Origin of the sequence: Catenulispora sp. EB89, from assembly GCF_041261445.1 — a bacterium.
Lineage (GTDB): Bacteria > Actinomycetota > Actinomycetes > Streptomycetales > Catenulisporaceae > Catenulispora.
Genome location: NZ_JBGCCU010000002.1, coordinates 25,317 through 46,819, shown reverse-complemented (window position 1 = coordinate 46,819; position 21,503 = coordinate 25,317). Strand labels below are relative to the sequence as shown.

General features: G+C 72.1%; 22 protein-coding genes. 17 read left to right on the top strand and 5 right to left on the bottom strand.

The genetic code is table 11. From position 1 onward, the window contains the following. Positions 1-244: 244 nt before the first annotated feature. From ABH920_RS03830 to ABH920_RS03790, 9 genes are all read left to right on the top strand, one after another. Positions 245-385 (top strand): hypothetical protein, encoded by a 141-nt coding sequence (locus ABH920_RS03830; RefSeq protein WP_370346843.1) that lies wholly within the window; start codon positions 245-247, stop codon positions 383-385. A 248-nt stretch (positions 386-633) separates the two neighbouring features. Then, the gene (locus ABH920_RS03825) at positions 634-1,689 is read left to right on the top strand and encodes a hypothetical protein (RefSeq protein WP_370346841.1); all 1,056 of its coding nucleotides are present in this window, start codon (positions 634-636) and stop codon (positions 1,687-1,689) included. 171 nt (positions 1,690-1,860) lie between these two features. After that, on the top strand, positions 1,861-2,445 hold the full coding sequence (locus tag ABH920_RS03820; protein ID WP_370346839.1) for a hypothetical protein: 585 nt from the start codon (positions 1,861-1,863) through the stop codon (positions 2,443-2,445). 254 nt (positions 2,446-2,699) lie between these two features. After that, positions 2,700-5,276, top strand: coding sequence for a hypothetical protein (locus ABH920_RS03815; protein WP_370346837.1), 2,577 nt, complete (start codon positions 2,700-2,702; stop codon positions 5,274-5,276). Further along, positions 5,273-6,382: a phosphate ABC transporter permease subunit PstC gene (gene pstC / locus ABH920_RS03810; RefSeq protein WP_370346835.1), complete on the top strand. Its 1,110-nt coding sequence runs from the start codon at positions 5,273-5,275 to the stop codon at positions 6,380-6,382. The genes ABH920_RS03815 and pstC overlap by 4 nt, the downstream gene beginning before the upstream one ends. A 16-nt stretch (positions 6,383-6,398) precedes the next feature. After that, positions 6,399-7,658 (top strand): phosphate ABC transporter permease PstA, encoded by a 1,260-nt coding sequence (gene pstA, locus ABH920_RS03805; RefSeq protein ID WP_370346833.1) that lies wholly within the window; start codon positions 6,399-6,401, stop codon positions 7,656-7,658. Positions 7,659-7,672: 14 nt separating this feature from the next. Then, positions 7,673-9,547: a substrate-binding domain-containing protein gene (locus tag ABH920_RS03800; protein WP_370346831.1), complete on the top strand. Its 1,875-nt coding sequence runs from the start codon at positions 7,673-7,675 to the stop codon at positions 9,545-9,547. After that, a complete protein-coding gene (locus ABH920_RS03795; protein WP_370346829.1) occupies positions 9,544-10,557 on the top strand; it encodes a sortase domain-bontaining protein in 1,014 nt (337 codons plus the stop codon). The genes ABH920_RS03800 and ABH920_RS03795 overlap by 4 nt, the downstream gene beginning before the upstream one ends. Before the next feature lie 13 nt (positions 10,558-10,570). Then, positions 10,571-11,482, top strand: a complete 912-nt coding sequence (locus tag ABH920_RS03790) for a phosphate ABC transporter ATP-binding protein (protein ID WP_370346827.1) — start codon at positions 10,571-10,573, stop codon at positions 11,480-11,482. An 80-nt stretch (positions 11,483-11,562) separates the two neighbouring features. Here the strand turns inward: ABH920_RS03790 and ABH920_RS03785 are convergent, their stop codons facing one another. From ABH920_RS03785 to ABH920_RS03775, 3 genes are read right to left on the bottom strand one after another with little or no spacing between them, the layout of a single operon-like run. After that, a complete protein-coding gene (locus tag ABH920_RS03785) occupies positions 11,563-12,513 on the bottom strand; it encodes a glutaminase (protein ID WP_370346825.1) in 951 nt (316 codons plus the stop codon). Then, complete coding sequence (locus ABH920_RS03780; RefSeq protein WP_370346823.1) at positions 12,503-12,826, bottom strand: hypothetical protein; 324 nt, start codon at positions 12,824-12,826, stop codon at positions 12,503-12,505. Before ABH920_RS03780 ends, ABH920_RS03785 begins: the two co-directional genes overlap by 11 nt. Next, positions 12,823-12,957 carry a hypothetical protein gene (locus ABH920_RS03775; RefSeq protein WP_370346821.1) on the bottom strand — a complete coding sequence of 45 codons (135 nt, stop codon included), beginning with the start codon at positions 12,955-12,957 and terminating at the stop codon, positions 12,823-12,825. The genes ABH920_RS03780 and ABH920_RS03775 overlap by 4 nt, the downstream gene beginning before the upstream one ends. Before the next feature lie 74 nt (positions 12,958-13,031). On the opposite strand from ABH920_RS03775, the gene ABH920_RS03770 reads away from it, so the two are divergent. The 3 genes from ABH920_RS03770 (at position 13,032) to ABH920_RS03760 (ending at position 16,109) form a co-directional block, all read left to right on the top strand. Further along, positions 13,032-14,345, top strand: coding sequence for a sensor histidine kinase (locus tag ABH920_RS03770; protein WP_370346819.1), 1,314 nt, complete (start codon positions 13,032-13,034; stop codon positions 14,343-14,345). Next, positions 14,342-15,001, top strand: coding sequence for a response regulator (locus tag ABH920_RS03765; RefSeq protein WP_370346817.1), 660 nt, complete (start codon positions 14,342-14,344; stop codon positions 14,999-15,001). Before ABH920_RS03770 ends, ABH920_RS03765 begins: the two co-directional genes overlap by 4 nt. Before the next feature lie 118 nt (positions 15,002-15,119). Then, entirely contained in the window at positions 15,120-16,109 is a 990-nt protein-coding gene (locus ABH920_RS03760) for a sigma-70 family RNA polymerase sigma factor (protein ID WP_370346815.1), read from the top strand. 21 nt (positions 16,110-16,130) lie between these two features. Here ABH920_RS03760 and ABH920_RS03755 read toward each other — a convergent pair whose 3' ends face one another. Then, complete coding sequence (locus ABH920_RS03755; RefSeq protein WP_370346813.1) at positions 16,131-16,364, bottom strand: hypothetical protein; 234 nt, start codon at positions 16,362-16,364, stop codon at positions 16,131-16,133. 166 nt (positions 16,365-16,530) lie between these two features. Here ABH920_RS03755 and ABH920_RS03750 point away from each other — a divergent pair, with 166 nt between their 5' ends. Continuing rightward, positions 16,531-17,085, top strand: a complete 555-nt coding sequence (locus ABH920_RS03750) for a dihydrofolate reductase family protein (protein ID WP_370346811.1) — start codon at positions 16,531-16,533, stop codon at positions 17,083-17,085. A gap of 33 nt (positions 17,086-17,118) precedes the next feature. Here ABH920_RS03750 and ABH920_RS03745 read toward each other — a convergent pair whose 3' ends face one another. Beyond that, positions 17,119-17,952: a hypothetical protein gene (locus ABH920_RS03745; RefSeq protein ID WP_370346809.1), complete on the bottom strand. Its 834-nt coding sequence runs from the start codon at positions 17,950-17,952 to the stop codon at positions 17,119-17,121. A 161-nt stretch (positions 17,953-18,113) separates the two neighbouring features. Between ABH920_RS03745 and ABH920_RS03740 the strand changes: the two genes are divergently transcribed. From ABH920_RS03740 to ABH920_RS03725, 4 genes are all read left to right on the top strand, one after another. Continuing rightward, positions 18,114-18,740: an acyl-CoA thioesterase gene (locus tag ABH920_RS03740; protein WP_370346807.1), complete on the top strand. Its 627-nt coding sequence runs from the start codon at positions 18,114-18,116 to the stop codon at positions 18,738-18,740. Then, positions 18,737-19,114 carry an ACT domain-containing protein gene (locus ABH920_RS03735; RefSeq protein ID WP_370346805.1) on the top strand — a complete coding sequence of 126 codons (378 nt, stop codon included), beginning with the start codon at positions 18,737-18,739 and terminating at the stop codon, positions 19,112-19,114. Before ABH920_RS03740 ends, ABH920_RS03735 begins: the two co-directional genes overlap by 4 nt. Positions 19,115-19,193: 79 nt before the next feature. Beyond that, positions 19,194-20,270, top strand: a complete 1,077-nt coding sequence (locus ABH920_RS03730) for a glycosyltransferase family 2 protein (RefSeq protein ID WP_370346803.1) — start codon at positions 19,194-19,196, stop codon at positions 20,268-20,270. 6 nt (positions 20,271-20,276) lie between these two features. Continuing rightward, the gene (locus ABH920_RS03725; RefSeq protein ID WP_370346801.1) at positions 20,277-21,443 is read left to right on the top strand and encodes a glycosyltransferase family 4 protein; all 1,167 of its coding nucleotides are present in this window, start codon (positions 20,277-20,279) and stop codon (positions 21,441-21,443) included. Positions 21,444-21,503: the final 60 nt, after the last annotated feature.

Sequence of the window (21,503 nt, the reverse complement as noted above, 5' to 3'; positions counted from 1 at the left end):
CGAGGCGTGTCCAGGACGGCGCCGGGACGGTACTGAGGGAAACACTCGTGGTGCGGGCGACACCGCGGGGGAGCGGTCGGCGGGTGTGCTGTGGTCTGCCCGTTCGCCGCTCGCGGGTACCCGTGCGCGACTTTGCGCGCTTCCGCGACCGTGGGTGAGGGGGCTGTGACGATCAGTCGCCTTCGGTGATGGTGGTCGGTACGCAGTTACCGACTCATCGGAGGATGACTGAATACGTCCCGGAATGCGGGGGCCCACAGCGTACGCCGGCGGCGACGCCCCGCGCGTTCTGAGCCCCGCCGACCTTCAGCGCATTTTCGACGGCACCGTGCGCGGATGGAACCAGATCACCGACGAGTGCGGCTACCGGCACGTCCGGAGATGAACGCGGGGCCCCGAAGACGGCACTACCGCGCCACTGCCGGAAGCACACCGGGTTCCGCCCCGCTGTGTTTCAGGGTCCTCACACACCCCCTCAGCAGCACATCTGTGCGGGGCGCGGCGCGCTCGGCCGCGGGCCGTAAAGACCTTGAACCCTGGTCGGGACGGAGCCGTTCGGCGAATGTCATTCCCGCAAGGACCAGTCCCCCTTGCAGGAGGAAAGTAATGCGCTCTGTCACCCGTAAGCTTGCTATGACCTCGGCGGTCGCCGCGGTCAGCCTGGGCGTCGTCGCGGCGTCCATGGGCACCGCCTCGGCCGACCCGACGGTCACCCCGAACTCCACCGACATCGTGTCGGTCGGCTCGGACACCATCCAGGCGCTCGACAACGGCATCTCGTCGGACCGGACCGGCGGTTACCCGGGCCTGGCCGACGGCACCGGCAAGTACTACAGCTGGGACGCGACCGGCTCCGCCTCGATCACGCCGAAGTCCGGCGCCGGCAGCATCGCCCGGCCGAACGGCTCCGGTGCGGGTATCACCGAGCTGAACGCCACCACCAACTCCACCGTCGACATCGCCCGCTCCTCGCGGGGCCCGAACACCGGCTCCACCGACTGGTTCATCCCGTTCGCGGTGGACGGCGTCGGCTGGTCGTCGAAGACCCCGACCTCGACCTCCCCGGCCGACACCAACGGGCCGAAGACGCTGACCAGCGCGGAGCTGACCGGCATCTACAACTGCACCTACACCACGTGGGCGAGCCTGCCCACGAACCACACCGCCTCCACCGACACCATCAAGGTCTACCTCCCGCAGGCCAGCTCCGGCACCCGCGCGTTCTTCCTGAAGGCGCTGGGCATCACGGCGACGACGGAGCCGTGCTGGGAGTCCTACGGCCCGGAGGAGAACGAGGGCACTGACGCGGTGTTCAACGACCCCGACGTCATCTACCCGTACTCCCTGAGCCACTACGTCGGCCAGGCCTACGACAGCAAGGGCGGCGGCAGCGACCTGCCCGGCTACCTGTCCCCCGTCCGCACCCTGGACACCACCGCGCAGATCCTGACGGCGAGCCAGGACTGGAACAGCGCTCTGTCGGGGACCTACACCCGCAGCGTCTACCACGTCGTGCGTCAGAGCGACTGGTCCGACGCCACCGAGGGCCCGCGCCTGAAGGGCCTGCTGGGCCGCAACAACGGCACCACCGGCGGCTGGCTGTGTGGCACCACCGGTCAGGCCGTGGTCACGAGCTTCGGCTTCCACAAGCTGGGCAGCGGCTGCGGTACGCCCCAGGCCGGTATCTGACATCAGCAGGGCTCTGTGCCCGACTGAGCATCGGATCCGTACTGATCTGAGCACCTGAAGCACCTGAAACACCCGAAGTACCTGAAGTAACGATCGGGCCCGTCGGACCGTCCGCGGACGAGCTGGCGGGCCCGGTCTTTCCTTTTCCCGTCCCAGAATCAAGGAGTTCCCATGAACCGCATCGCCGTGCGTTCGCTCGCCGCCGCCGCCGCTTTCGCCGCGACCGCGTTCGCCCTCCCGGCCGCCAGCGCCACCGGCACCCCGGCCTCCGGCACCGTCGCCCTCACCGCCTCCAACGCCTTCATCACCTCGGCGCTGCAGTCCGGCATCGCGGCTGTGCCGCTCCCGTCCGCCACCGGCAGCTACAACAGCACCACCGGCGCCACCGTGACCTTCCCGGTCACCGGCGGCAACGCCGACCTGGCGCGGTTCACCGGCACCGTCACCCTCGGCGGCGGGCTGGCGTTCGCGGACGCCCGCACCGGCCGGATCGTCTGCCTGCACCAGGTCACCCTCGGCGGCGACACCGAGGCGCTGGCCGCGGTTCCCGACGGCGCGACCGCGCCGGTCGCCCTGTTCGACCTGGGCCTGAACACCATCGGCAGCGGCATCGGCACCACGCCGCAGACGCTGAACGGCGACGCCGTCCTCGACTCGGCCGGCGCCGCGTACCTGGACAGCGCGCTGCACACCACCTTCTTCACCGCCGGGCAGACCGTCGGCTCCCTGAACGTCAGCTACACGCCGGCCTCCTGAAGACGCCCCACCCGTCACCGACCGCGGGCCGAGCGCCGCTTTTTCCCCTCGGCGCCGACTCGCGGTCGGCCAGCGTTTCCGCCTTGGCCGCTCTGTGGCCGGGCGTTGGTCGCCCTCGGGCGAGCCAATGATGTGCGTCCCCTGATTTTCGATCTCGGAGGTACCTCCCTATGTCGCCCCGTGAAGCGGGAGCCCGGCGTCGCAAAGGCCTGAGGGCCTACTCCGTCGCGGTATTCGCCTGGACGGTCACCTTCATGACCGCCCTGGTACTGCTGCCTCCGGGTGCGCACACCACCGCCGTCGCGCATGCCGACGCCACGTCGGTCACCGTCCAGGGACCGCCGGTGTGGCTCCCGGCGACGCAGACGACCGGTCCCGACGGGACCGTGACCGTCTCCCAGACGCAGAACCTGGTCGACCAGGTGGTCCATGTGTCCTGGACCGGGTTCACCCCCAGCACCGGCGGCTCGTACGTCGTCGTCGGCGCGGCCCCGGGCTGGAACACGGTCGCCTATCCGGTGGTCGTCTACGAATGCAAGGGCACGAACCCGAAGATCACCGATTGCTACGGGTCCAACCACTACGGCCAGACCGCCGCCCCGGGCACCGTCGACGGCTTCGAGCAGAACGCGGTGGCCACCGGGCTGAACGCGCCGGACTTCCCCAACAACGAGCTGGCGGCGGTCACGAACGGCGACGGCACCGGCAGCCTGGACTTCGAGGTCTACACCGCGAGCCAGAGCCCGACCCTCGGCTGCGACGCGACCCATCAGTGCTCGATCGTCGTCGAGCCGAACTACGGCGGCGACCCGCTGGGCAACGGCACCCCCGACTTCTCGCCGAACTGCAACGGGCCGCACGCCCACGACTTCGACGTCCCCAGCTCCGTCCAGGGCGGCAACGAGGCGTCCGACGTGACCTTCGACTCCCTCGACGGTCTCAACTTCTCCGGCGGCGAGCAGTGCGCCTGGCAGAACCGCACGGTCGTCCCGATCTCCTTCGCCCCCGTGCCCGGCGCCTGCGCCGCCAGCGCGACCGGTATCTCGGCCGAGGGCATGCCGATGCTCGACCGCGCGCTGACGCAGTGGGTGGTGGGCTCCTGCCTGGCCGGGAACAACCCGGTGACGGTCAACTACGCCAGCGGTCTCACCGAACCGCAGGCCCGCACCGACTTCCTCACCGGCGGTCCCGGGGCCGACGTGGCGTTCACGTCGCTGCCGGCCGATCCGGCGGCGAGCAGCGCGCGGCCCTACACCTACGTACCGCTGGCCAACGACGGGATCGCGATCACATTCGCCGTCGACGATCCGGTGACGCATCTGCCCATCAGGAACATGAAGCTCAACGCCCGGCTGCTCGCCAAGCTGCTGACGCAGTCCTACGACCTCGAGGCGTTCACCGGCCAGAAGGCCGACGTGCAGTCGGTGGCGGGAAACCCCACGTGCCTGTACAACGACCCCGAGTTCCTGGCCCTGAACCCGACCGGCGGTGCCTTCTCCTGGCCGGTGTGCCCGGGGCTGTCCGGCCCGGACACGCTGCCGATCGTCATGGGCGGCAAGACCGACATGGTCCACCAGCTGACGACCTGGATCATGTCCGACAAGAACGCCCGGGACTTCCTCAGCGGCACGCCCGACCAGTGGGGCATGCACGTCGACACCAAGTACCGGACGTCGGTCTACCCCTACCCGATCGACAACCTGGTTCCGCAGGACTCCACCGGCGAGCCGATCGACCCGACCACGGGCCGCGCGATCGACCCGGCGACCGGACAGCCGGTCGACCCCCAGGGCACCTCCCGGGACTACGGCGTGCTCAAGAGCTTCGAGTGGAACCCGATCCAGGACGGGCTCGACGACGTGCTGCGGCACCTGCTCGCGGCCACGCCCACGTGCGTCGGTGCCGGCTACCTGTCCAACGTGACCGGCGGGCACCCCAAGTGCGCGGCGGAGAACCTGGGCTCCCGCGGCGTGATCGCCATCATGGACACCGGTCGCGCGGCCGCCTTCAGCCTGCCGACCGCGTCCCTGCTCAACGACGCCGGGTCCTACGTGAGCCCGACCGCTCCCGGTATGGCGTCCGCGGCCCTGGACTACGTGACCGATCCCAAGACCGGCACGCAGTCGCTGCCGTGGGGTGTCGCCCACACCGCCTACGCCGGTGACACCGCCGCGTACCCGCTGACCATGCCGGCCTACGCGATGGCTCCGACCTCGGGTGTCTCCGACGCCAAGGCCACCCACATCGCCGACTTCCTGGCCGCGGTCACCGACAACCGCAGCGGCCAGTCGCCGGGCACCGCGCCCGGCCAGCTCGCGCCCGGCTACGTGGCGAACACCCCGACCCAGGAGAACCAGGCGGGGGTCGCGATCGCCGCGATCCGGCCCAAGGGAGGCCCCGGGCCGACCACCACGGTGACGGGCTCCGGTCCGACGGTGACGGGTTCGCCGACCACCTCGGGCAGCCTGGTGGTCACGCCGGTCACGGTCACGAAGAACGGCACGCCCTCGGTGTCCTACCTCACCAGCACCCTCGGTGCCGGCGGCGGGGGCGTCACCAGCGGCCTGACCGGTTCCTCCTCGAAGGGCGCCGTCAGCAGCAGCGGTCCGGTCCGGAGCCTGGGCGGCTCCACGACCGCGGCGGCCGCGGTGGGCAACGCGACCGCCGACAAGGCCGGGCCGGGCCGACTCGTCCTGCCGATCCTGCTCGTGATCGGGCTGGTGCTGGTCGCCGCGGGTCCGGCCGCGCTGTTCCTGTCGGCGCCGGGCGGACTCGGCGCGCGGGTCAGAGGTCTGCGACTGCCGCGGCCCAAGCGCCGCTTCGGGAAGTGAGCGCGGTGCAGGCTTCGACGGGGCGCCGGCCGGCGATGGCCGGCGCCGGTCCGGCGGGGGCCGAGGGCCTCGTCGACGAGATCTTCGGCGCACCGCCCGTGCCGCCGTCCGATCCCGGCTCCGGGAGTGATCCGGCCGCCGGGGACCAGACGCCGATCCACATCATCCCCGGGGTTTCCCGGGGGGACCGGATCTTCCGGGTGGTCTTCCGGGCCGCCGGTCTGTCCGTGTTCGCCATCATGGGCCTGATCGCGCTGTTCCTGGCCACCCGGGGTGCGCAGGCTCTGCACGCCACGGGCTGGTCGTTCCTGACCGAGCAGCGGTGGCAGACAGCGGCGCACCGGTTCGGTGTCGGCGCGGTGCTGCTGGACGGGATCATCATCGCGGGCATCGCGCTGCTGATCGCGGTGCCCGTGGCGTTGGCCGCGGCGGTGTTTATCTCCGAGTACGCGCCCTCCGGGGCGCGCCGGGCCCTGATCTCGCTGATCGACCTGATGGCGGCGGTCCCGAGCATCGTCTACGGCCTGTGGGGGCTGTTCTTCCTCACGCCCCGCATCATCGGGATCGAGCGCTGGGCGGCCACCCATCTGGGCGGTGTGCTGCCGTTCCTGAAAGTGCGCAACGGCGGCATCGCGGCCTCCTACACCCAGTCGGCGTTCATCGCCGGCGTGGTGGTGTCCCTGATGGTGATACCGATCGTCTGCTCGCTGTCGCGCGAGGTCTTCTCGCAGGCGCCGGTCGGGGAGCGCGAGGGGGCGTACGCCCTGGGATCCACGCGGTGGGGCATGGTGCGGACCGTCGTGCTGCCGTTCGGCAAGGGCGGTGTGATCGGCGCGGTGATGCTCGGATTCGGCCGGGCCATGGGTGAAACCATCGCGGTGGCGTTGATCATCTCGCCGGTGTTCGTCATCACCACGCATCCGCTGCAGGCCGGAGCCAACTCCATCTCCTCGCTGATCGTGCTGCGCTACGGCGAGTCCGACAAGCTCGCGCTGTCCGCCCTGATGGCCGCCGGGCTCGTGCTGTTCGCGATCACGTTGCTGGTCAACCTGGTCGCGGCCGCGGTCATCTCGCGCTCGCGCTCCGGCGCCGCGACCAATGAGTGAGAGGTTTGACGCCGCCATGACGTACGTCGACTCCGCCGGACGGAGTTTCACTGTGGACCCCACCGCTTCCGGCGCGCGCACCGCTTACCTGGACAACGCCGGCCAGGTCCAGGTCCGGCCCGGCTCGGTCACCGCGGCCGATGTCGGGACCCTGGCCGGTGCCGCGGCCGGCGCGCTCGGGCTGGTCTGGCTGGTGTACGAGCGGATCATGCCCTTCTCCGGCGCCCTGGGCTTCTGGCTGTGCTGGTACCTGGCGTTCCTGTCCTTCTACTGGGGGATCGCCCGGACCCAGTGGGAGGCCCGGCACGTGCGCGAGAAGCTCGCGTCCGCCGTGTTCACCGGCGCCGGTCTGCTGGTGCTGGCTGTGCTGGCGGACCAGATCGCCTACGTCGCCTGGCGCGGGTCCGACGTGCTGGGACACGGCAACTTCCTGACCACCGACATGCAGAAGACCGGGCCGCTGGACGGCCTGAACAGCGGCGGTGTGCTGCACGCGATGATCGGCTCGGTGGAGCAGCTGGGCCTGGCGACGCTGTTCGCGGTGCCGCTGGGCATCTCGGCCGCGGTGTTCATGTCCGAGATCGGCGGCCGGCTCGCGCAGCCGGTGCGCACCGTGGTCAACGCGATGACCGCGCTGCCGTCGATCGTCGCCGGCCTGTTCGTCCTGGGCGCGTGGATCCTGGCCTTCGGCTTCGACCGCAGCGGATTCGCCGCGTCGCTGGCGCTGACCGTGATGATGATGCCGATCGTCACCCGCGCCTCCGAGGTGGTGATCCGGGTGGTCCCCAACACCCTGCGCGAGGCTTCCTACGCGCTCGGCGGCAGCCAGTGGCGCACCGTCTGGCAAGTGGTGCTGCCCACCGCGCGCTCCGGTCTGACCACCGCGATCCTGCTCGGCATGGCGCGTGCGGTGGGGGAGACCTCGCCGGTCCTGCTGACCGCCGGCTTCACCCCGCGCAAGAACGCGAATCCCTTCAGCGGTGCACAGATCAGCCTGCCTTTGTACGTCTGGAACTACGTCCGCTACCCGCAGGCCGACATGAAGGTCCGGGCCTTCGGCGCCGCGCTGGCGCTGATGACGATCGTCATGATCCTGTTCGTCGCCGCGCGCATCGCGGGCGGCCGCCGGCCCGGAGAGCTGTCGCGGCGCCGTCTGCGGCAGATGGCCCGCGACCGGGCCGTGGCGGCGGTGACTGTCGAGTCCCGGCCGCCGGCGGAGCGCCCCGTGCCCGCCGCCCCAGCCGTCATCCATCCGGAACCGGAGCCCGCCTCGTGAAGACAGTACGTGCCTTGAGATTTCGAAATCCGCTTCTGTTCGCGGCCGCCGTCGGCGTCGCGGCGCTGGCCGCCACCGCCGGGCTGCCGGCCGCCACCCCGGCGCACGCCGACACCGCGCTGAGCGGCTCCGGCTCCTCTTGGAGCGGGCCCGCGCTGGACCAGTGGCGCCGAGACGTGCTGCCGCTGGGCATCAACATCAACTACGCCCCCAACGGCTCGGCCGCCGGCCGCACCGACTGGACGAACGGCCTGGACGACTTCACCGCCACCGACGTGCCCTTCCGCAGCGTGGACGACGCCGGCCTGAGCCAGTCGCAGCACTCGAACGGCCAGGGCACCGTCGAGAACCCGACGTGGCGCTACTCCTACGTGCCGGTGACCGCCGGCGGCACCACCTTCATGTACAACCTGCACATCGGCGGCAAGCAGGTCACGAACCTGCGGCTGTCCCCGGACGTGCTGGTCGACATCTTCACCAACCAGATCACGATGTGGGACGACCCGCGGATCAAGGCCGAGTACCCGGGCAACCTGCCGCACGAGCCGATCACCCCGGTGGTGCGTTCCGACGGCTCCGGTGCGACCGCGCAGTGGACCCGGTACATGGAGCACACGCACAAGGCCCAGTGGGACGCCTACTGCACCTCGATCAACGGCGTCCCGTGCGGCGACTACACGGAGTTCTTCCCGACGCCCCCGACCAGCAACATGCACAGCGAGAACGGCTCGGACGTGGTGGCCAACTTCATCATGTCCCCGACCGGCGAGGGCGCGATCGGCTACGACGAGTACGCGTACGCCAAGCTGAACAACTGGCCGGTCGTCAAGGTGCTGAACCCGGCCGGGTACTACACGATCCCGACGGCGTCGAACGTGGCGATCGCGCTGACCGCGGCCAAGATCCGCGGCGTGGACGACACCACGTCGCCGAGCGACCCGAACTACCTGCAGCAGAACCTCGACGGCGTCTACACGATGACCGACCCGCGGTCCTACCCGATCTCCAGCTACAGCTACATCATCGTGCCCAGGGACACCGGGACGCTGCCCGCACTGCCCCGCGCCAGCACCGACCACGGCGCCGCGCTGTCCAAGTACGCCGCCTACATCCTGTGCGCCGGCCAGGCCGAAGCCGACCGGCTGGGGTACTCGCCGATCCCGCGGAACCTGGTGCGCGGCGGGATGCTGCAGCTGTCGCACGTCCCCGGACAGGCGACGGGTGTGGATCCCAACACCCTGGCCAACTGCCAGAACCCCACGTTCAACTCCGCCGGTCAGCTGACCGTGCTGGTCGACGCCCCGCAGCCGAGCCCGTGCGACAAGGCCGGCGCGCCGCTGAACTGCACGGTCGGCGGCGGCACCGGCGGCGGCACCTCGGGCGGGTCGACCGGCGGTACCACCGGCGGGTCGGGCGGTAAGAAGAGCGGGACCACCGGCGGCACGAGCGGTGGGACGTCCGGCGGGTCCAGCGGTGGTTCGTCCGGGTCGAGCGGCGGGACCACCGGCGGGACGACGGGTGGCACTACCGGCGGCACCACCACCGGCGGCACCACCACCGGCGGGACCGCCGGCGGCACCGGCGGCGGCACGGCAGGCGGGGTCGACCCGCTGACCGGGCTGCCCACCGACAGCTCGGGAAGCACCGGCGGTGACAGCGGAGGGTCCGTCGGCGGGGCCGCGTCGGTGGTCGCCGACGTGCCCCAGCACCGTGATCCGAAGCTGATGGCCGGCCTCACCTCGCTGGAACTGCTGGCCGTGGTGATCGTGCCGCCGGTGTTCGGCAGCATGCTGGTGCGGCGCCGCAAGCTCGCGGCAGCGGAGCGGGACGCGGCGTTCATGACCGGGGTGTCCCAGTCCGGCGGCGAGGAGAAGGGGCGCGGCAGATGACCGCGCCCACCGCGGAACCCGCCGTGGACCCGGCCGCGGAGGAGCCGATCGCGCCGGCGGTCCCGAAGGTCGAGTCTGAGTCCGAGACCGAGACCGTTCCGGAGGTCGGCGCCGCCGCCGCCGAGCCGCGGCCCGCTGCGGAGCCGGCCGTGCCGCGGCCGTCGCTCGCCGCGCTGCGCGCCGGGCTGCGCGAGGGCCGGGGTCTGCGCGCCGTCCGGATGGCCTCCACCGCCGCGAGCCTGGCGGCGGTGCTGCTGCTCGGTTGGGGCGTCTACGCGTTCGGCCTGAGCGGGCTCCAGGAGCAGCACAGCCAGGCCAACCTGTACCGGGCGCTCGCCGGCGAGCTCGCCCAGGCCACTGCACCGACCGGGCCGGCGCCCGACGGCGCACCGCTGATGATCCTGGACATCCCCCGGCTCGGGCTGCACCAGACGGTCGTCGTCGAGGGCACCACCGGCGCGGATCTGGCGCGCGGGCCGGGGCACGTGCGGTACACGGTGCTGCCCGGGCAGCCCGGTGTCAGTGTGCTGATGGGTCGGCGCGGGACGTTCGGCGCGCCGTTCGCGGGGCTGCCGAAGCTGGAGATCGGCGACAAGATCACCGTCACCACCGGCGAGGGCACCTACACCTACACCGTCAACGCGTTCGGGCAGGGGAGCAAGCCGGTCGCCGACACCTTCCCCAACCGGCTGGTGCTGGCCACCGGGGACTCGACGTGGATCCCGACGCACGCCGTCTACGTCGGCGCGCGGCTGGACGGCCCGGCCGACGCCGGCTCCGGGCAGACCGGGGCCCGCACCGACCTGGACAAGCCGCTGGCCTCCGACACCGACGCCTGGCCGGCCCTGCAGCTGTGGGCGCTGGCGCTGGCCCTGGCGGTGGTGGCCACGGTGGCGCTCGCGGTGGTGTGGAACCGGCGGGCCGCGTACCTGTCCATGGCGCCGGTGCTGGCCGCGCTGCTGTGGTGCGTGTACGAGAACGCCACCGTCCTGCTGCCGAACCTCTACTGAATCTGGGACCACGATGACCGAGATAGACGAGTACGGCGGCGTGGCGACGGCCTCGACCGCGGACGCTCCGACCGAGCAGCTGCCGGCCGTCCCGGGCGGTCCGGACGACCCCGGCGCGGGCCGGGACCCGGGCGCCGGCCGCCCGGGCCGGCTGGTCGGCCTGGAGACCCGCGACCTGTCCGCCTGGTTCGGCGACCACAAGGTGCTGGAGCGGGTGTCGCTGGCCATGGAGCCCGGCGAGGTGACGGCGCTGATCGGGCCGTCCGGCTGCGGGAAGTCGACGTACCTGCGGATCCTGAACCGCATGCACGAGATGGTGAAGTCGGCGCAGCTGGCCGGGCAGGTGCTGCTGGCCGGCGACGACATCTACGCGCCGGGGCGCCGTCCGGCCGACGTCCGGGCCCGGGTCGGCATGGTGTTCCAGCGCCCGAACCCGTTCCCGGCGATGTCCATCTACGACAACGTGGTCAGCGGCCTGAAGCTGGCCGGCATCAAGGCCGGCAAGGCGCGGCGCGACCAGCTGGTGGAGACCAGCCTGACGCAGGCCGGGCTCTGGACCGAGGTGCGCAACCGGCTGCGCTCGCCCGGCGGCGCGCTGTCCGGCGGCCAGCAGCAGCGGCTGTGCATCGCGCGCTCGCTGGCCGTGGAGCCGGACGTGCTGCTGATGGACGAGCCCTGCTCCGCGCTGGACCCGACGTCCACGCGCCGGGTCGAGGAGACCATCGCCGACCTGCGCGGGCGGCTGACGATCGTGATCGTCACGCACAACATGCAGCAGGCCGCGCGGGTGTCGCAGAACTGCGCGTTCTTCCTGGCCACGCACGACACGCCGGGGCGGATCGTGGAGGCGGGGCCGACGCGGCAGCTGTTCGAGGACCCGCGGGACGAGCGGACCTCGGACTACGTGAACGGGCGGTTCGGCTAGCCCGGGCCGCGTTCTCTTCAGCGGAGCGGCGTCGCCGGGTCCTTGCGGATCCGGTGGCGCCGCTGTCGTCGGGGTAACGCCTAGAACACCGACCACCCGGTGGCCGCACTGAACCGGTCCAAAGCCTCCACCCCGGCCACCGAGTTCCCGTGCGGGTCCAGCGCCGGCGACCACACGCACAGCGCGGCCCGCCCCGGCACCACCGCGACGATCCCGCCGCCGACCCCGCTCTTGCCGGGCAGCCCGACGCGGAACGCGAAGTCGCCCGCGGCGTCGTACGCGCCGCATGTCATCATCAGGGCATTGACCCGCTTGGCGCCGAGCACCGGCAGCAGCCGGGTGCCGTCGGCGCGCACGCCGTGCCGGGCCAGGAACAGCGCGGCCATGGCGGTCTCGGCGCAGTTCATCGAGATCGAGCAGTGCCGGAAGTAGTGCTCGGCGGTGAGACCGACCGGGTTCTCGATGTTCCCGTACGAGGCCATGTAGTGCGCCAGTGCCAGGTTCAGATCGCCGTGCTCGGCCTCGGAGGCCGCGACCACGCCGTCGATCGTGACGGTGTGGTCGTCGGATTCGGTGCGCAGGAAGTCCAGGACCGCGCCGGCCGCGTCGCCGGTCTGGGTCTGCAGGATGTCGGTGACGACCAGGGCCCCGGCGTTGATGAACGGATTGCGCGGGATCCCGCGTTCCAGTTCCAGCTGGATCAGCGAGTTGAACGCGTTGCCGGAGGGCTCCACCCCGACCCGGCCGCGCAGCGCCCCGGCGTCGCCGGCCATTACCAGCGCCAGCGTGAACACCTTCGAGATGCTCTGCAGCGAGAAGCGCTCGCGGAAGTCGCCCACGCCGTACAGGTGCCCGTCGACCGTGGCCAGGGCCATCCCGAACCGGTCCGGCGGGACCTGGGCCAGCGCCGGGATGTAGTCGGCGACGCGGCCCTGGCCGACGAACGGCGCGACCTCGTCGGCGATCCACTCCAGCAGCGCGTCGTAGGCGATGTCGTCGATCGAGACCGCCGCGCCTTCCTCAGTCGCCATCGGCGGTGCCCTTCGCAGCGGTGTCCAGCGGATCGGAAGCCAGCCAGGCTTTTATATCCGCCGCCCACTGTCGGTCGCGCGTCGTCTCGGTGAACTCTTTCCAGTCGATCAACAGGTAGATCACTCCCTCCGTGCGGGTGCTGAGGATCAAAGGCTTTCCGGCGTTGAGGATCCCGCCGACGAACCTCCCATAGAGCTCGGTGTACCGCGCGTCCACGCTCACGATGTCCTCGCGGCGCAGCCGCAGGGCCTCCTCCCGGCACTGCCCGGACCAGCCGGAAAGCACCAGCTCGCGCGGGGTGAGAATGATCACGCCGCGCCGCCGGAACTGCGCGCGCTGGCCGACCCGGCCTGCGCCGTCTCCTGCGGGGTGGTGTGCCCCAGCTCCGCGGCGGTGGCGCCGAGATACGCGCCGGTGGGCCGGCCGGCCGAGTCCGCGGTCATGATGCCTTAGTTCCCCATCGTTCCCCTACGAAAGTCGGACGTGCGCCGTTCCGCACCCGACCTACGCTGAAGGGGTGAAATCCCCGGCCTGGCTCCCGCGCGCCCGCGACATCGCGGTCATGGCGCTGGCCCTGCTGGAGGGCCTGACGGACCTGTACACGGACGGCGTGGACAAGCACGACCTCCCGATGGCCGCGCTGCAGGGCTCCATGGCGCTGATCGGGACCGTCGCGCTGTGGTGGCGGCGCTCGCGCACCGAGCGCGTCGTCGTGCTGACCATGCCGCTGGCCGTGATCGGCCAGGTGTCGGTCCCGCTGGCGATGATGCTGTTCGCGCTGGCGGTGAAGCGCCGCGACCGGGTGATGTGGGGCCTGACCGCGCTCGGCGGCGCCGCCTTCCTGGCCCAGACCGCGATCGAGAACCACGGCGACCTGACCTTCACCGACGTGCTGGTGAACGTGCTGTGGGTGCTGGTCCTGGTGCTGTTCGGCGCCTACTTCGGCGCACGCCACGATCGGCTGGTCGGCCTGCAGGAGCGCGCCGAGCGGGCCGAGGCCGAGCAGGAGGTCCGGGCCGAGGCCGCCCGGCTGGCCGAGCGGACCCGGATCGCCCGCGAGATGCACGACGTCCTGGCGCACCGGATCTCGCTGATCGCGCTGCACGCCGGCGGCCTGGAGATCACCGAGCGCCCCGAGCCCGCCGCCGCCCGCCAGACCGCCGGCCTGATCCGGGAGACCGCGCGCTCGGCGCTGGAGGACCTGCGCGACGTGCTCGGCGTGCTGGCCAGCGGTGACACCTCGGCCCCGCTGGCCCCGCAGCCGCGGTTCGCGGACATCGCCGAGCTGGTCGAGCGCTCGGCCGCGGCCGGGGTGTCGGTGCGGCTGGTCCCGAACAGCAGCCTGAGCCTGGACGCCCCGGTGCCCGAGGCGGTGGGCCGCGCCGCGTACCGGGTGGTCCAGGAGGCGCTGACCAACATCCACAAGCACGCCGCCTCGGCCGCCACCACGGTCCGGCTCTCCGGCGCGCCCGACATCGGCCTAGAGGTGCGGGTGGAGAACCAGGCGCCGCGGGTCGTGGGCACCTCGCTGCCCGGTGCCGGCTCGGGCCTGGCCGGGCTGCGCGAGCGCGTGGAGGTCGCCGGCGGCTCGTTCGAGGCCGGCCCGACGCTGCGCGGCGGCTTCCTGGTGCTGGCCTGGCTGCCGTGGCCGCAGGCCGACGCGAAGGACGAGGCGGACTACGGTGTCATCGTGTCCCCGGCGAGCCGCGAGCGCGGCACGGGGCCGACTGCCGGAACGGCCTGCGTCACCGATGATGAGAGGGACCGCGCCGGCCGCACCGCCGACCCGGACGCCCCTCGCCTGATCCCCTCCCCGGAGCCCGCCGCATGATCCGCATCCTGCTCGTCGACGACGAGAGCCTGGTCCGCGCCGGCCTGCGCACCATCCTGGAGTCCGCCGAGGACCTGCGGGTGGTCGCCGAGGCCGAGGACGGCTCGCTGGTCGTCGACGCCCTCGCGGCGCACCGCCCGGACGTGGTCCTGATGGACGTCCGCATGCCCCGGGTGGACGGCCTGGAGGCGCTGCGCCGCGTGCAGGCCACCCCGGACCCGCCGCCGGTGGTCATGCTCACCACCTTCGACCTGGACGCGTACATCTTCGAGGCGCTGCGCCTGGGTGCCACCGGCTTCCTGCTCAAGGACACCCCGCCGCGAGACCTGATCTCGGCGATGCGCGTGGTGGCGCGCGGCGACGCGATGCTGTCGCCGCCGGTGACCAAGCGGCTGCTGGACCACTACACCGGGCTGCGCGTCGCGGACCGCGCCGAGCAGGCCGTGAAGCTGCTGGCGGAGCTGACGCCGCGGGAGCGCGACGTGCTCGCCGAGGTGGCGCGCGGGCTGTCGAACGCGCAGATCGGCAAGAACCTGTATCTGAGCGAGGCGACGGTGAAGGCGCACGTGTCGCGGGTGATGGCGAAGCTCGGCGTCGCGAACCGGGTGCAGGCGGCCCTGGTGGGACGGGACGCGGGGCTGCTCGACAAGGCGTGAGCGCGGCGCCCTCGGGCCCGTGGCCATCCGCTGCCGGGCCCGTGATCAGCGCGTTTCGCCGTCCCGGATTCGTCGAGGACCGCCCCGGCTGTCAGAACCCCGGGTTAGGGTGAAAAGCGTGTCCACGACCATCGACCGCGACGCCGTCGCCGACCAGCTCGAACCCTTTCGCCGCGAGCTGACCGCCTACTGCTACCGCATGCTGGGCTCCGCCTTCGAGGCGGAGGACGCGGTGCAGGAGACGCTGCTGCGCGCCTGGTCCAAGTTCGACGGCTTCCAGGGGCGGTCGCAGCTGCGGACCTGGCTGTACCGGATCGCGACGAACGTGTGCCTGGACATGGCGCCGGCGGCGCAGCGCCGGGCGCGGCCGATGGACCTGTGCTCGCCGGGGTCGGCGACCGCGCCGAACCTGGCGCAGCTGGAGGAGAACATCTGGGTCGGGCCGATCCCGGACGAGCGGGTGCTCGCTGGGGACCCCGCCGAGGTGGCCGTGGGGCGGGAGAGCATCCGGCTGGCGTTCGTCGCCGCGCTGCAGAAGCTCGCGCCCCGGCAGCGGGCCGTGCTGATCCTGCGCGAGGTGCTGGCGTGGTCGGCGGCGGAGACCGCCGAACTGCTGGACTCGTCGGTGGCCTCGGTGAACAGCGCGCTGCAGCGGGCGCGCGCCACGCTGGCCGAGGACGGCGCCGCCGGCGGGGACACGGCCAAGCCGCTGGACGAGGAGCAGCGCGAGTTCCTGGGCAAGTACGTCAAGGCCTTCGAGTCCTTCGACATCGACGGCCTGACCGAGCTCCTGCGCGCCGACGTCTCGCTCAACATGCCGCCCTACCAGCTGTGGCTCCGGGGCGTCGACGAACTGCGCGCCTGGTGGAACGGCGCCGGCGGCGGCTGCCGCGGCTCGCGGCTGTTCGCCGTCGAGGCCAACGGGTCCCCGGCGTTCGCGCAGTACCGTCCGGCCGAGGACGGCGACGGGTTCACGCCGTGGGCGATCATGATCCTGGAGATCCGGGACGGACGGCTGGCCGGCATCGGCAGCTACCTGGACACCGACCGGCTGTTCCCGCTGTTCGGCATGCCCGCGCGGCTCCGGGCCGACGGCACGCCGGCCTGAGCCCGCCTGTCGGGCTCAGTCTCAGCGGTCAGGCTCCAGCTCCGCTCCTTCCTCCGGCGGAGCCGCGCCGCCGATCACGAACACCTCCTCCAACCCGGTCAGCGCCAACAGCAGCCGCAGCCGCTCGCCGACCCCGACGAGCACCAGCCGGCAGCCCCGGCGCCGGGCCTCGAGCCGCCGCCGGGCCAGCCGTTCCAGGTCCGCCCTGGTCGGCTGCTCGATCGACGACACGTCGTACCGCTCGATGCGTCCCACGCCATGACAGACCCGCTCCGGCGCCGCGATTCATCGTCGCGGCGAAAACGTGGCGGAAAATCCGCGCCGGGCGGCGATGAGTTCGGCGCCGCGCCTCCGTCTGACCCTGTGAAGCGACCGACACGGAGCCCGTCGAAGGCACCGAGGACCTCACAGGAGTCAGATCATGCGCACCATCACCGCGGGCTTCTTCTCCGCCGCCGACGGCGTCGTGGCCGAGCCCCAGAACTGGCACTTCCCGTACTTCAGCGACGAGCTCGGCGCCGCGGTGACGGAGCAGCTCACCGACACCTTGCTGTTCGGCCGCACGACCTACGACGGCTTCGCCGCCGCGTGGCCGGCCCGCGAGGAGGCCGGTCAGGACCTGGAGTTCGCGAGGATTCTCGGCGACGCGCGCAAGATCGTCGTCTCGCACGAGAAGCTGGAGCTCACCTGGCGCAATTCCGAGCAGCTGGAGGGCGACCTGCTGGACTTCGTCCGCGAGCTCAAGGCCGGCGAGGGCGGCCCGGTCGCGGTGTCCGGATCGGTCTCGGTGGTGCGGCAGCTGCTCGGTGCCGGACTGCTGGACGAGCTGCACCTGTTCATCCACCCGATCGCCCTCGGCCAGGGCCTCCGGGTGTGGCCGGAGGACCTGGAGGAGCCGATCAAGCTGCGGCTGATCAAGTGCGACGTCTTCAAGTCCGGCACCCTGCACGTCGTCTACGGCCCGGCCGAGGACTGAGCAGTCAGCGCGCTCAGAGCACTTAGAGAGCGCTCAGTAGGGCCGCGCGCCGCCGTACGGGTCGCTCTCGTGCGGCGGCGTGAGCTCCGTCGTGGTGCTCGTCGGCTCCGACTCATAGCCGCCGTAGCCCCCGCTCCCGCTGGTGGGCACCGGGGGACCCGAGGAGTACGGCGACGTCGGCGTGAACGAGTAGTCCTCACTCGAGCTCGCTCCGAACGACGGCGCCGCCGAGGACATCGCCGACGACGTGTAGTCGGCGTACGAGGGCGCCTCGTACTCCTGGGTCGTGCTCATCGGCTCCGAGAGCTCCGTCGACCCGTAGACCAGCACCGCCACGAACCCGACCAGCCAGCCCGCGAACAGCCCGAACGCCAGGCCCATCGCGATCAGCGTGTAGTAGGTGTCCCCGCGCCCGAACTGCGTGTTCCCGGTGCCGTCGGTGACGCCGTTGGCGATGCCGGTGCCGGCGATGGCCGAACCGGCGATCAGCGCGACGGCCGCGGCCAGGCCGGTGACGAACCAGGAGCCGAGGAACAGGGTCCAGCGTCCGCGCCGGGCGGCCACGCCGCGGCAGACCACCATCAGCAGCAGGAACGTCAGGACCACGGTGATCACCGGCTCGGCCATCATGCCGAAGAAGACGCGGGCCGGCTCGCCGGCCTCCTTGGTCGCCCGCCACGCCAGCGCGCTCAGCCCTCTGACGGGACCGGCGATCCAGCTGTGCATCGCGTTGCCGCCCTCGGCCGACCTGCCGTCGCGCCAGTGGCGGGTCCACTGGTTGTCGAAGGCGGCGACGAGGATCAAGAGCACCAGTGCCGGGAAAACCGCTATCTTCGCCCCGCGTCTCGCGGAGATGTTGTGTGTCATGCCGGACGCCCCCTGTCTAGTATCCGCTCCCTGCGATTTTGTCCCTGGGAGCGCGGCGTGGATAGCCCCCTTACCCGGGTCTCACCGGCGCTATCGTCCGGTCGCACTTCGGGACCGATGCCCGGATCGAGGCACGTCCCGGGACGATCTACGCTGAAGGGGTGACCGATGACGCCTCGCGCAGCACCCCCGGGCCCGCGCCCCGCACCACCGCCGCCTCGCGGACCATGCTGTCCCACATCATGGGGCCCACCGAGGTGAACCTTCTGGGCACCGTGCACGGCGGCGTGGTCATGAAGTTCGTCGACGACGTCGCCGGGGCCGTGGCCGGGCGGCACTCCGGCGGACCGGCGGTCACCGCCGCCATGGACGAGATGCAGTTCCTGAACCCGGTCCGGGTCGGCGACCTGGTCCACGCCTACGCGCAGGTGAACTGGGTCGGCGCCACCTCGATGGAGGTCGGCGTCCGGGTGATGGCCGAGCCCTGGAACGAGGCCGGCACCGCGCCGCGCCACGTGGCCAGCGCCTACCTGGTGTTCGTCGCCGTCGACGACAAGGGCCAGCCGCGCTCGGTGCCGCCGCTGGTGCTGGAGACCGATCTGGACCGGCGCCGGCACGGCGAGGCCGAGATCCGGCGCAGCCACCGGCTGGCGCGTCGCCGCGCCATCCAGGCCGCGCGGGACCAGGCCGGGCGGGACCAGGCGGGACGGGCCGCCGAGGAGGCCGCGCTGGCCGCGGCGAGCGGCCCGGCGAGCGGCCCGGCGAGTAGCCCCGAGGCCGCCCGGTGAGCGCCGCCGGCCAGCGGGCCCAGCGCCTGCGCCTGGTGCCCGGACGCTTCGCGGTCGAGCACCTGCCGGCCGCCGTCGCGCCGCCGAGCGGCTGGATCGCGCAGGTCCGCGCCCCCGAAGGGCTGACCGTGGTCCGCGAGGTCGTCGAGCACGAGAGCGCGGACGCCGAGCTGTGGCGCGCCCTCTACGGCGGCGACACGGCGCACGGCCTGAACCTGCCGGGCATGCTCGCCGCGCTGCTGGAGCCGCTGGCGGCGGCAGCGGTGCCGGTGTTCGTCGCCTCCACGTTCCACGCCGATTTGGTGCTGGTGCCCGAATCCGACACCGAGCGGGCGGTCGCGGCGTTGCGGGCGGCCGGACATGCCGTCGACTGAAGATCTGTTTGGTCACCGGATGGTCGCAGTCCGTGCATCTGCCCCGAGGGTTCAGAGTAGGCCGGTAATCTGACCGACGATGAACGTCTCAGAACCCTCCGCACCCACCGCGGGATCCGTTGAGGAGACCAGGACCGCCTGGCCCCCGGTATCGGTGATCATGCCGGTCCTCAACGAGGAGCGCCACCTCGCGTTCGCCGTCAACGGAGTCCTGGCCCAGGGCTACCCCGGCGAGATGGAGCTGATCCTGGCGATCGGCCCCAGTACAGACCGCACCCAGGAGGTCGCCGACGAACTGTCGGCCGCCGACCCCCGGGTGCGCAGCGTGCCGAACCCCACCGGCCGTACCCCGGCCGCGTTGAACGCGGCCCTGGCCGAGGTCAAGCACGGCATCGTGGTCCGCGTCGACGGCCACGGCGAGCTCGTCCCCGGCTATGTCCAGACCGCGGTGCGGCTCCTCGAAGAGACCGGTGCGGCCAACGTCGGCGGCGTCATGCGCGCCGAGGGCGTCACCGTTTTCGAGCAGGCCGTGGCCCGCGCCATGACCAGCAAGCTGGGCGTCGGCAACGCCCCCAACCACACCGGCGGCCAGAGCGGCCCGTCGGACACCGTCTACCTCGGGGTCTTCCGGCGCGACGTGCTCGACGAGCTCGGCGGCTACGACGAGCACTTCACCCGGGCCCAGGACTGGGAGCTGAACCACCGGATCCGCGAGTCCGGCCGGCTGATCTGGTTCGACCCGAGCCTGTCGGTGACCTACCGGCCGCGCCCGAACCTGAAGGCGCTGGCGAAGCAGTACAAGGAGTACGGCCGCTGGCGCCGCGTCGTGATGCGCACCCACGCCGGCACCGCCAGCCTGCGCTACCTCGCGCCGCCCGGCGCGCTGCTGGCCGTCGCCGCCGGCACGGTCGTCGGGCTGGCCGGCGTCACCGGCGGTCCCGGGATCGCCGCGCTCGGCTTCGTGATCCCCGCCGGCTACTTCGGCGCGCTGACCGCCGGCGCGCTCTACGAGTCCCGCGGCCTGCCCGCGGGCGTCCGGGCCCGGCTGCCGCTGGTGCTGGCCACCATGCACGGCTCCTGGGGCTACGGCTTCCTCACCTCCCCCGCGCGGCTGGCCAAGGCCACCGGCAAATCCTCCAAGACCCCTAAGAAGTAGCCGCGCATGCGCATCCTGATGCTCGTCATCTCCAACGTCGCCACCGACACCCGGGTGATGCGCGAGGCCGCGGCGCTGGCCGGCGCCGGCCACGCGGTCCACGTGATCGGCAAGGACGTCTCGACCGGCTACGAGCCGCCGGAGGGCGTCACGGTGGCCAGCGTCGGCGCCGGGTCGGCGTTCCGCAAGGAGGGCGCCGAATCGCTGGGCGCGCGCCGCAAGCTGCCGCCGCACCTGCGGGCCGCGCGCTGGCTGCTGCTGCCGCAGCACCGGAACTCGGCGTTCGCCGGGTGGCGGGCCAACGCCCGGCAGCTGGCCGCCGGGCAGGAGTTCGACGTCGTGCACGCGCACGATTTCAACACCCTGCCGCTCGGCGTGGAGCTGGCGCAGGAGCACCGCGTGCCGCTCGTCTACGACACGCACGAGCTGTGGCAGGGCCGACCGCGCGTCGGCCGGCCGACGCCGCTGCAGAAGCGCCGGGAAGCCAGGCAGGAACAGGCGTGGGGCGCGCGGGCGGCGACCGTGATCACCGTCGGGCAGGGCGTGGCCGACGCGCTGCACGAGGCGTACGGCTGGCGGCACGTCGAGGTCGTCCGGAACACCTTCCCGATGCCCGCCGGCGGTCCGGTGGACCCGCCGAAGTCGGTGTCAGGAGCCGTATACGCGGGCCGCATCGCGCCGTTCCGCGAGCTGGAGGCCATCGCCGGGGCGTCGGAGCTGGTGAAGCCGCTGCGGATCGTCATCGCCGGCCCGGCCGACGACACGTATCTGGGCTCTTACGACTCCAAGGCCGCCGAGGTGGTCGGCGCGCGTCCGGTGGACGAGGTGGACGCGCTGCTGCGGGAGCTGGGCATCTCGCTTGTCACCCACTCCGACAAGTGGCTGAACCACCGGCTGGCCATGCCGAACAAGCTGTTCCACGCGGTGCGCGCCGGGGTCCCGGTGGTCGGCACCGACGTGCAGGAACTGCGGCGCGTGGTCGAGGAGCACAAGCTCGGCGCGCTGTACACGCCGGGCGACGCGGCCTCGCTGGCCGCCGCGCTGCAGGAGGTCGCGGACAACTACGCGACCTACGCGGTCAACGTGCGCGCGGCCGCCCCGGCCTTGAGCTGGGAGGCCGATTCCGAGGTGCTGAAGGGGATCTACGGGCGCCTGACCCCGCGCGGCGACTGACGAGTCGTTCCGGAGTGGTTCCGGAGTGGTTCCGGCCCGGGCCGGAGCAGTAGGGTCGGT

Excerpts from the sequence above, each read along its gene's own strand:
- ABH920_RS03830 (WP_370346843.1), top strand. The coding sequence starts at position 245 with ATGCGGGGGCCCACAGCGTACGCCGGCGGCGACGCCCCGCGCGTTCTG.
- ABH920_RS03825 (WP_370346841.1), top strand. The coding sequence starts at position 634 with ATGACCTCGGCGGTCGCCGCGGTCAGCCTGGGCGTCGTCGCGGCGTCC.
- ABH920_RS03820 (WP_370346839.1), top strand. The coding sequence starts at position 1,861 with ATGAACCGCATCGCCGTGCGTTCGCTCGCCGCCGCCGCCGCTTTCGCC.
- ABH920_RS03815 (WP_370346837.1), top strand. The coding sequence starts at position 2,700 with ATGACCGCCCTGGTACTGCTGCCTCCGGGTGCGCACACCACCGCCGTC.
- pstA (WP_370346833.1), top strand. The coding sequence starts at position 6,399 with ATGACGTACGTCGACTCCGCCGGACGGAGTTTCACTGTGGACCCCACC.
- ABH920_RS03795 (WP_370346829.1), top strand. The coding sequence starts at position 9,544 with ATGACCGCGCCCACCGCGGAACCCGCCGTGGACCCGGCCGCGGAGGAG.
- ABH920_RS03790 (WP_370346827.1), top strand. The coding sequence starts at position 10,571 with ATGACCGAGATAGACGAGTACGGCGGCGTGGCGACGGCCTCGACCGCG.
- ABH920_RS03785 (WP_370346825.1), bottom strand. The coding sequence starts at position 12,513 with ATGGCGACTGAGGAAGGCGCGGCGGTCTCGATCGACGACATCGCCTAC.
- ABH920_RS03775 (WP_370346821.1), bottom strand. The coding sequence starts at position 12,957 with ATGACCGCGGACTCGGCCGGCCGGCCCACCGGCGCGTATCTCGGCGCC.
- ABH920_RS03765 (WP_370346817.1), top strand. The coding sequence starts at position 14,342 with ATGATCCGCATCCTGCTCGTCGACGACGAGAGCCTGGTCCGCGCCGGC.
- ABH920_RS03750 (WP_370346811.1), top strand. The coding sequence starts at position 16,531 with ATGCGCACCATCACCGCGGGCTTCTTCTCCGCCGCCGACGGCGTCGTG.
- ABH920_RS03745 (WP_370346809.1), bottom strand. The coding sequence starts at position 17,952 with ATGACACACAACATCTCCGCGAGACGCGGGGCGAAGATAGCGGTTTTC.
- ABH920_RS03730 (WP_370346803.1), top strand. The coding sequence starts at position 19,194 with ATGAACGTCTCAGAACCCTCCGCACCCACCGCGGGATCCGTTGAGGAG.
- ABH920_RS03725 (WP_370346801.1), top strand. The coding sequence starts at position 20,277 with ATGCGCATCCTGATGCTCGTCATCTCCAACGTCGCCACCGACACCCGG.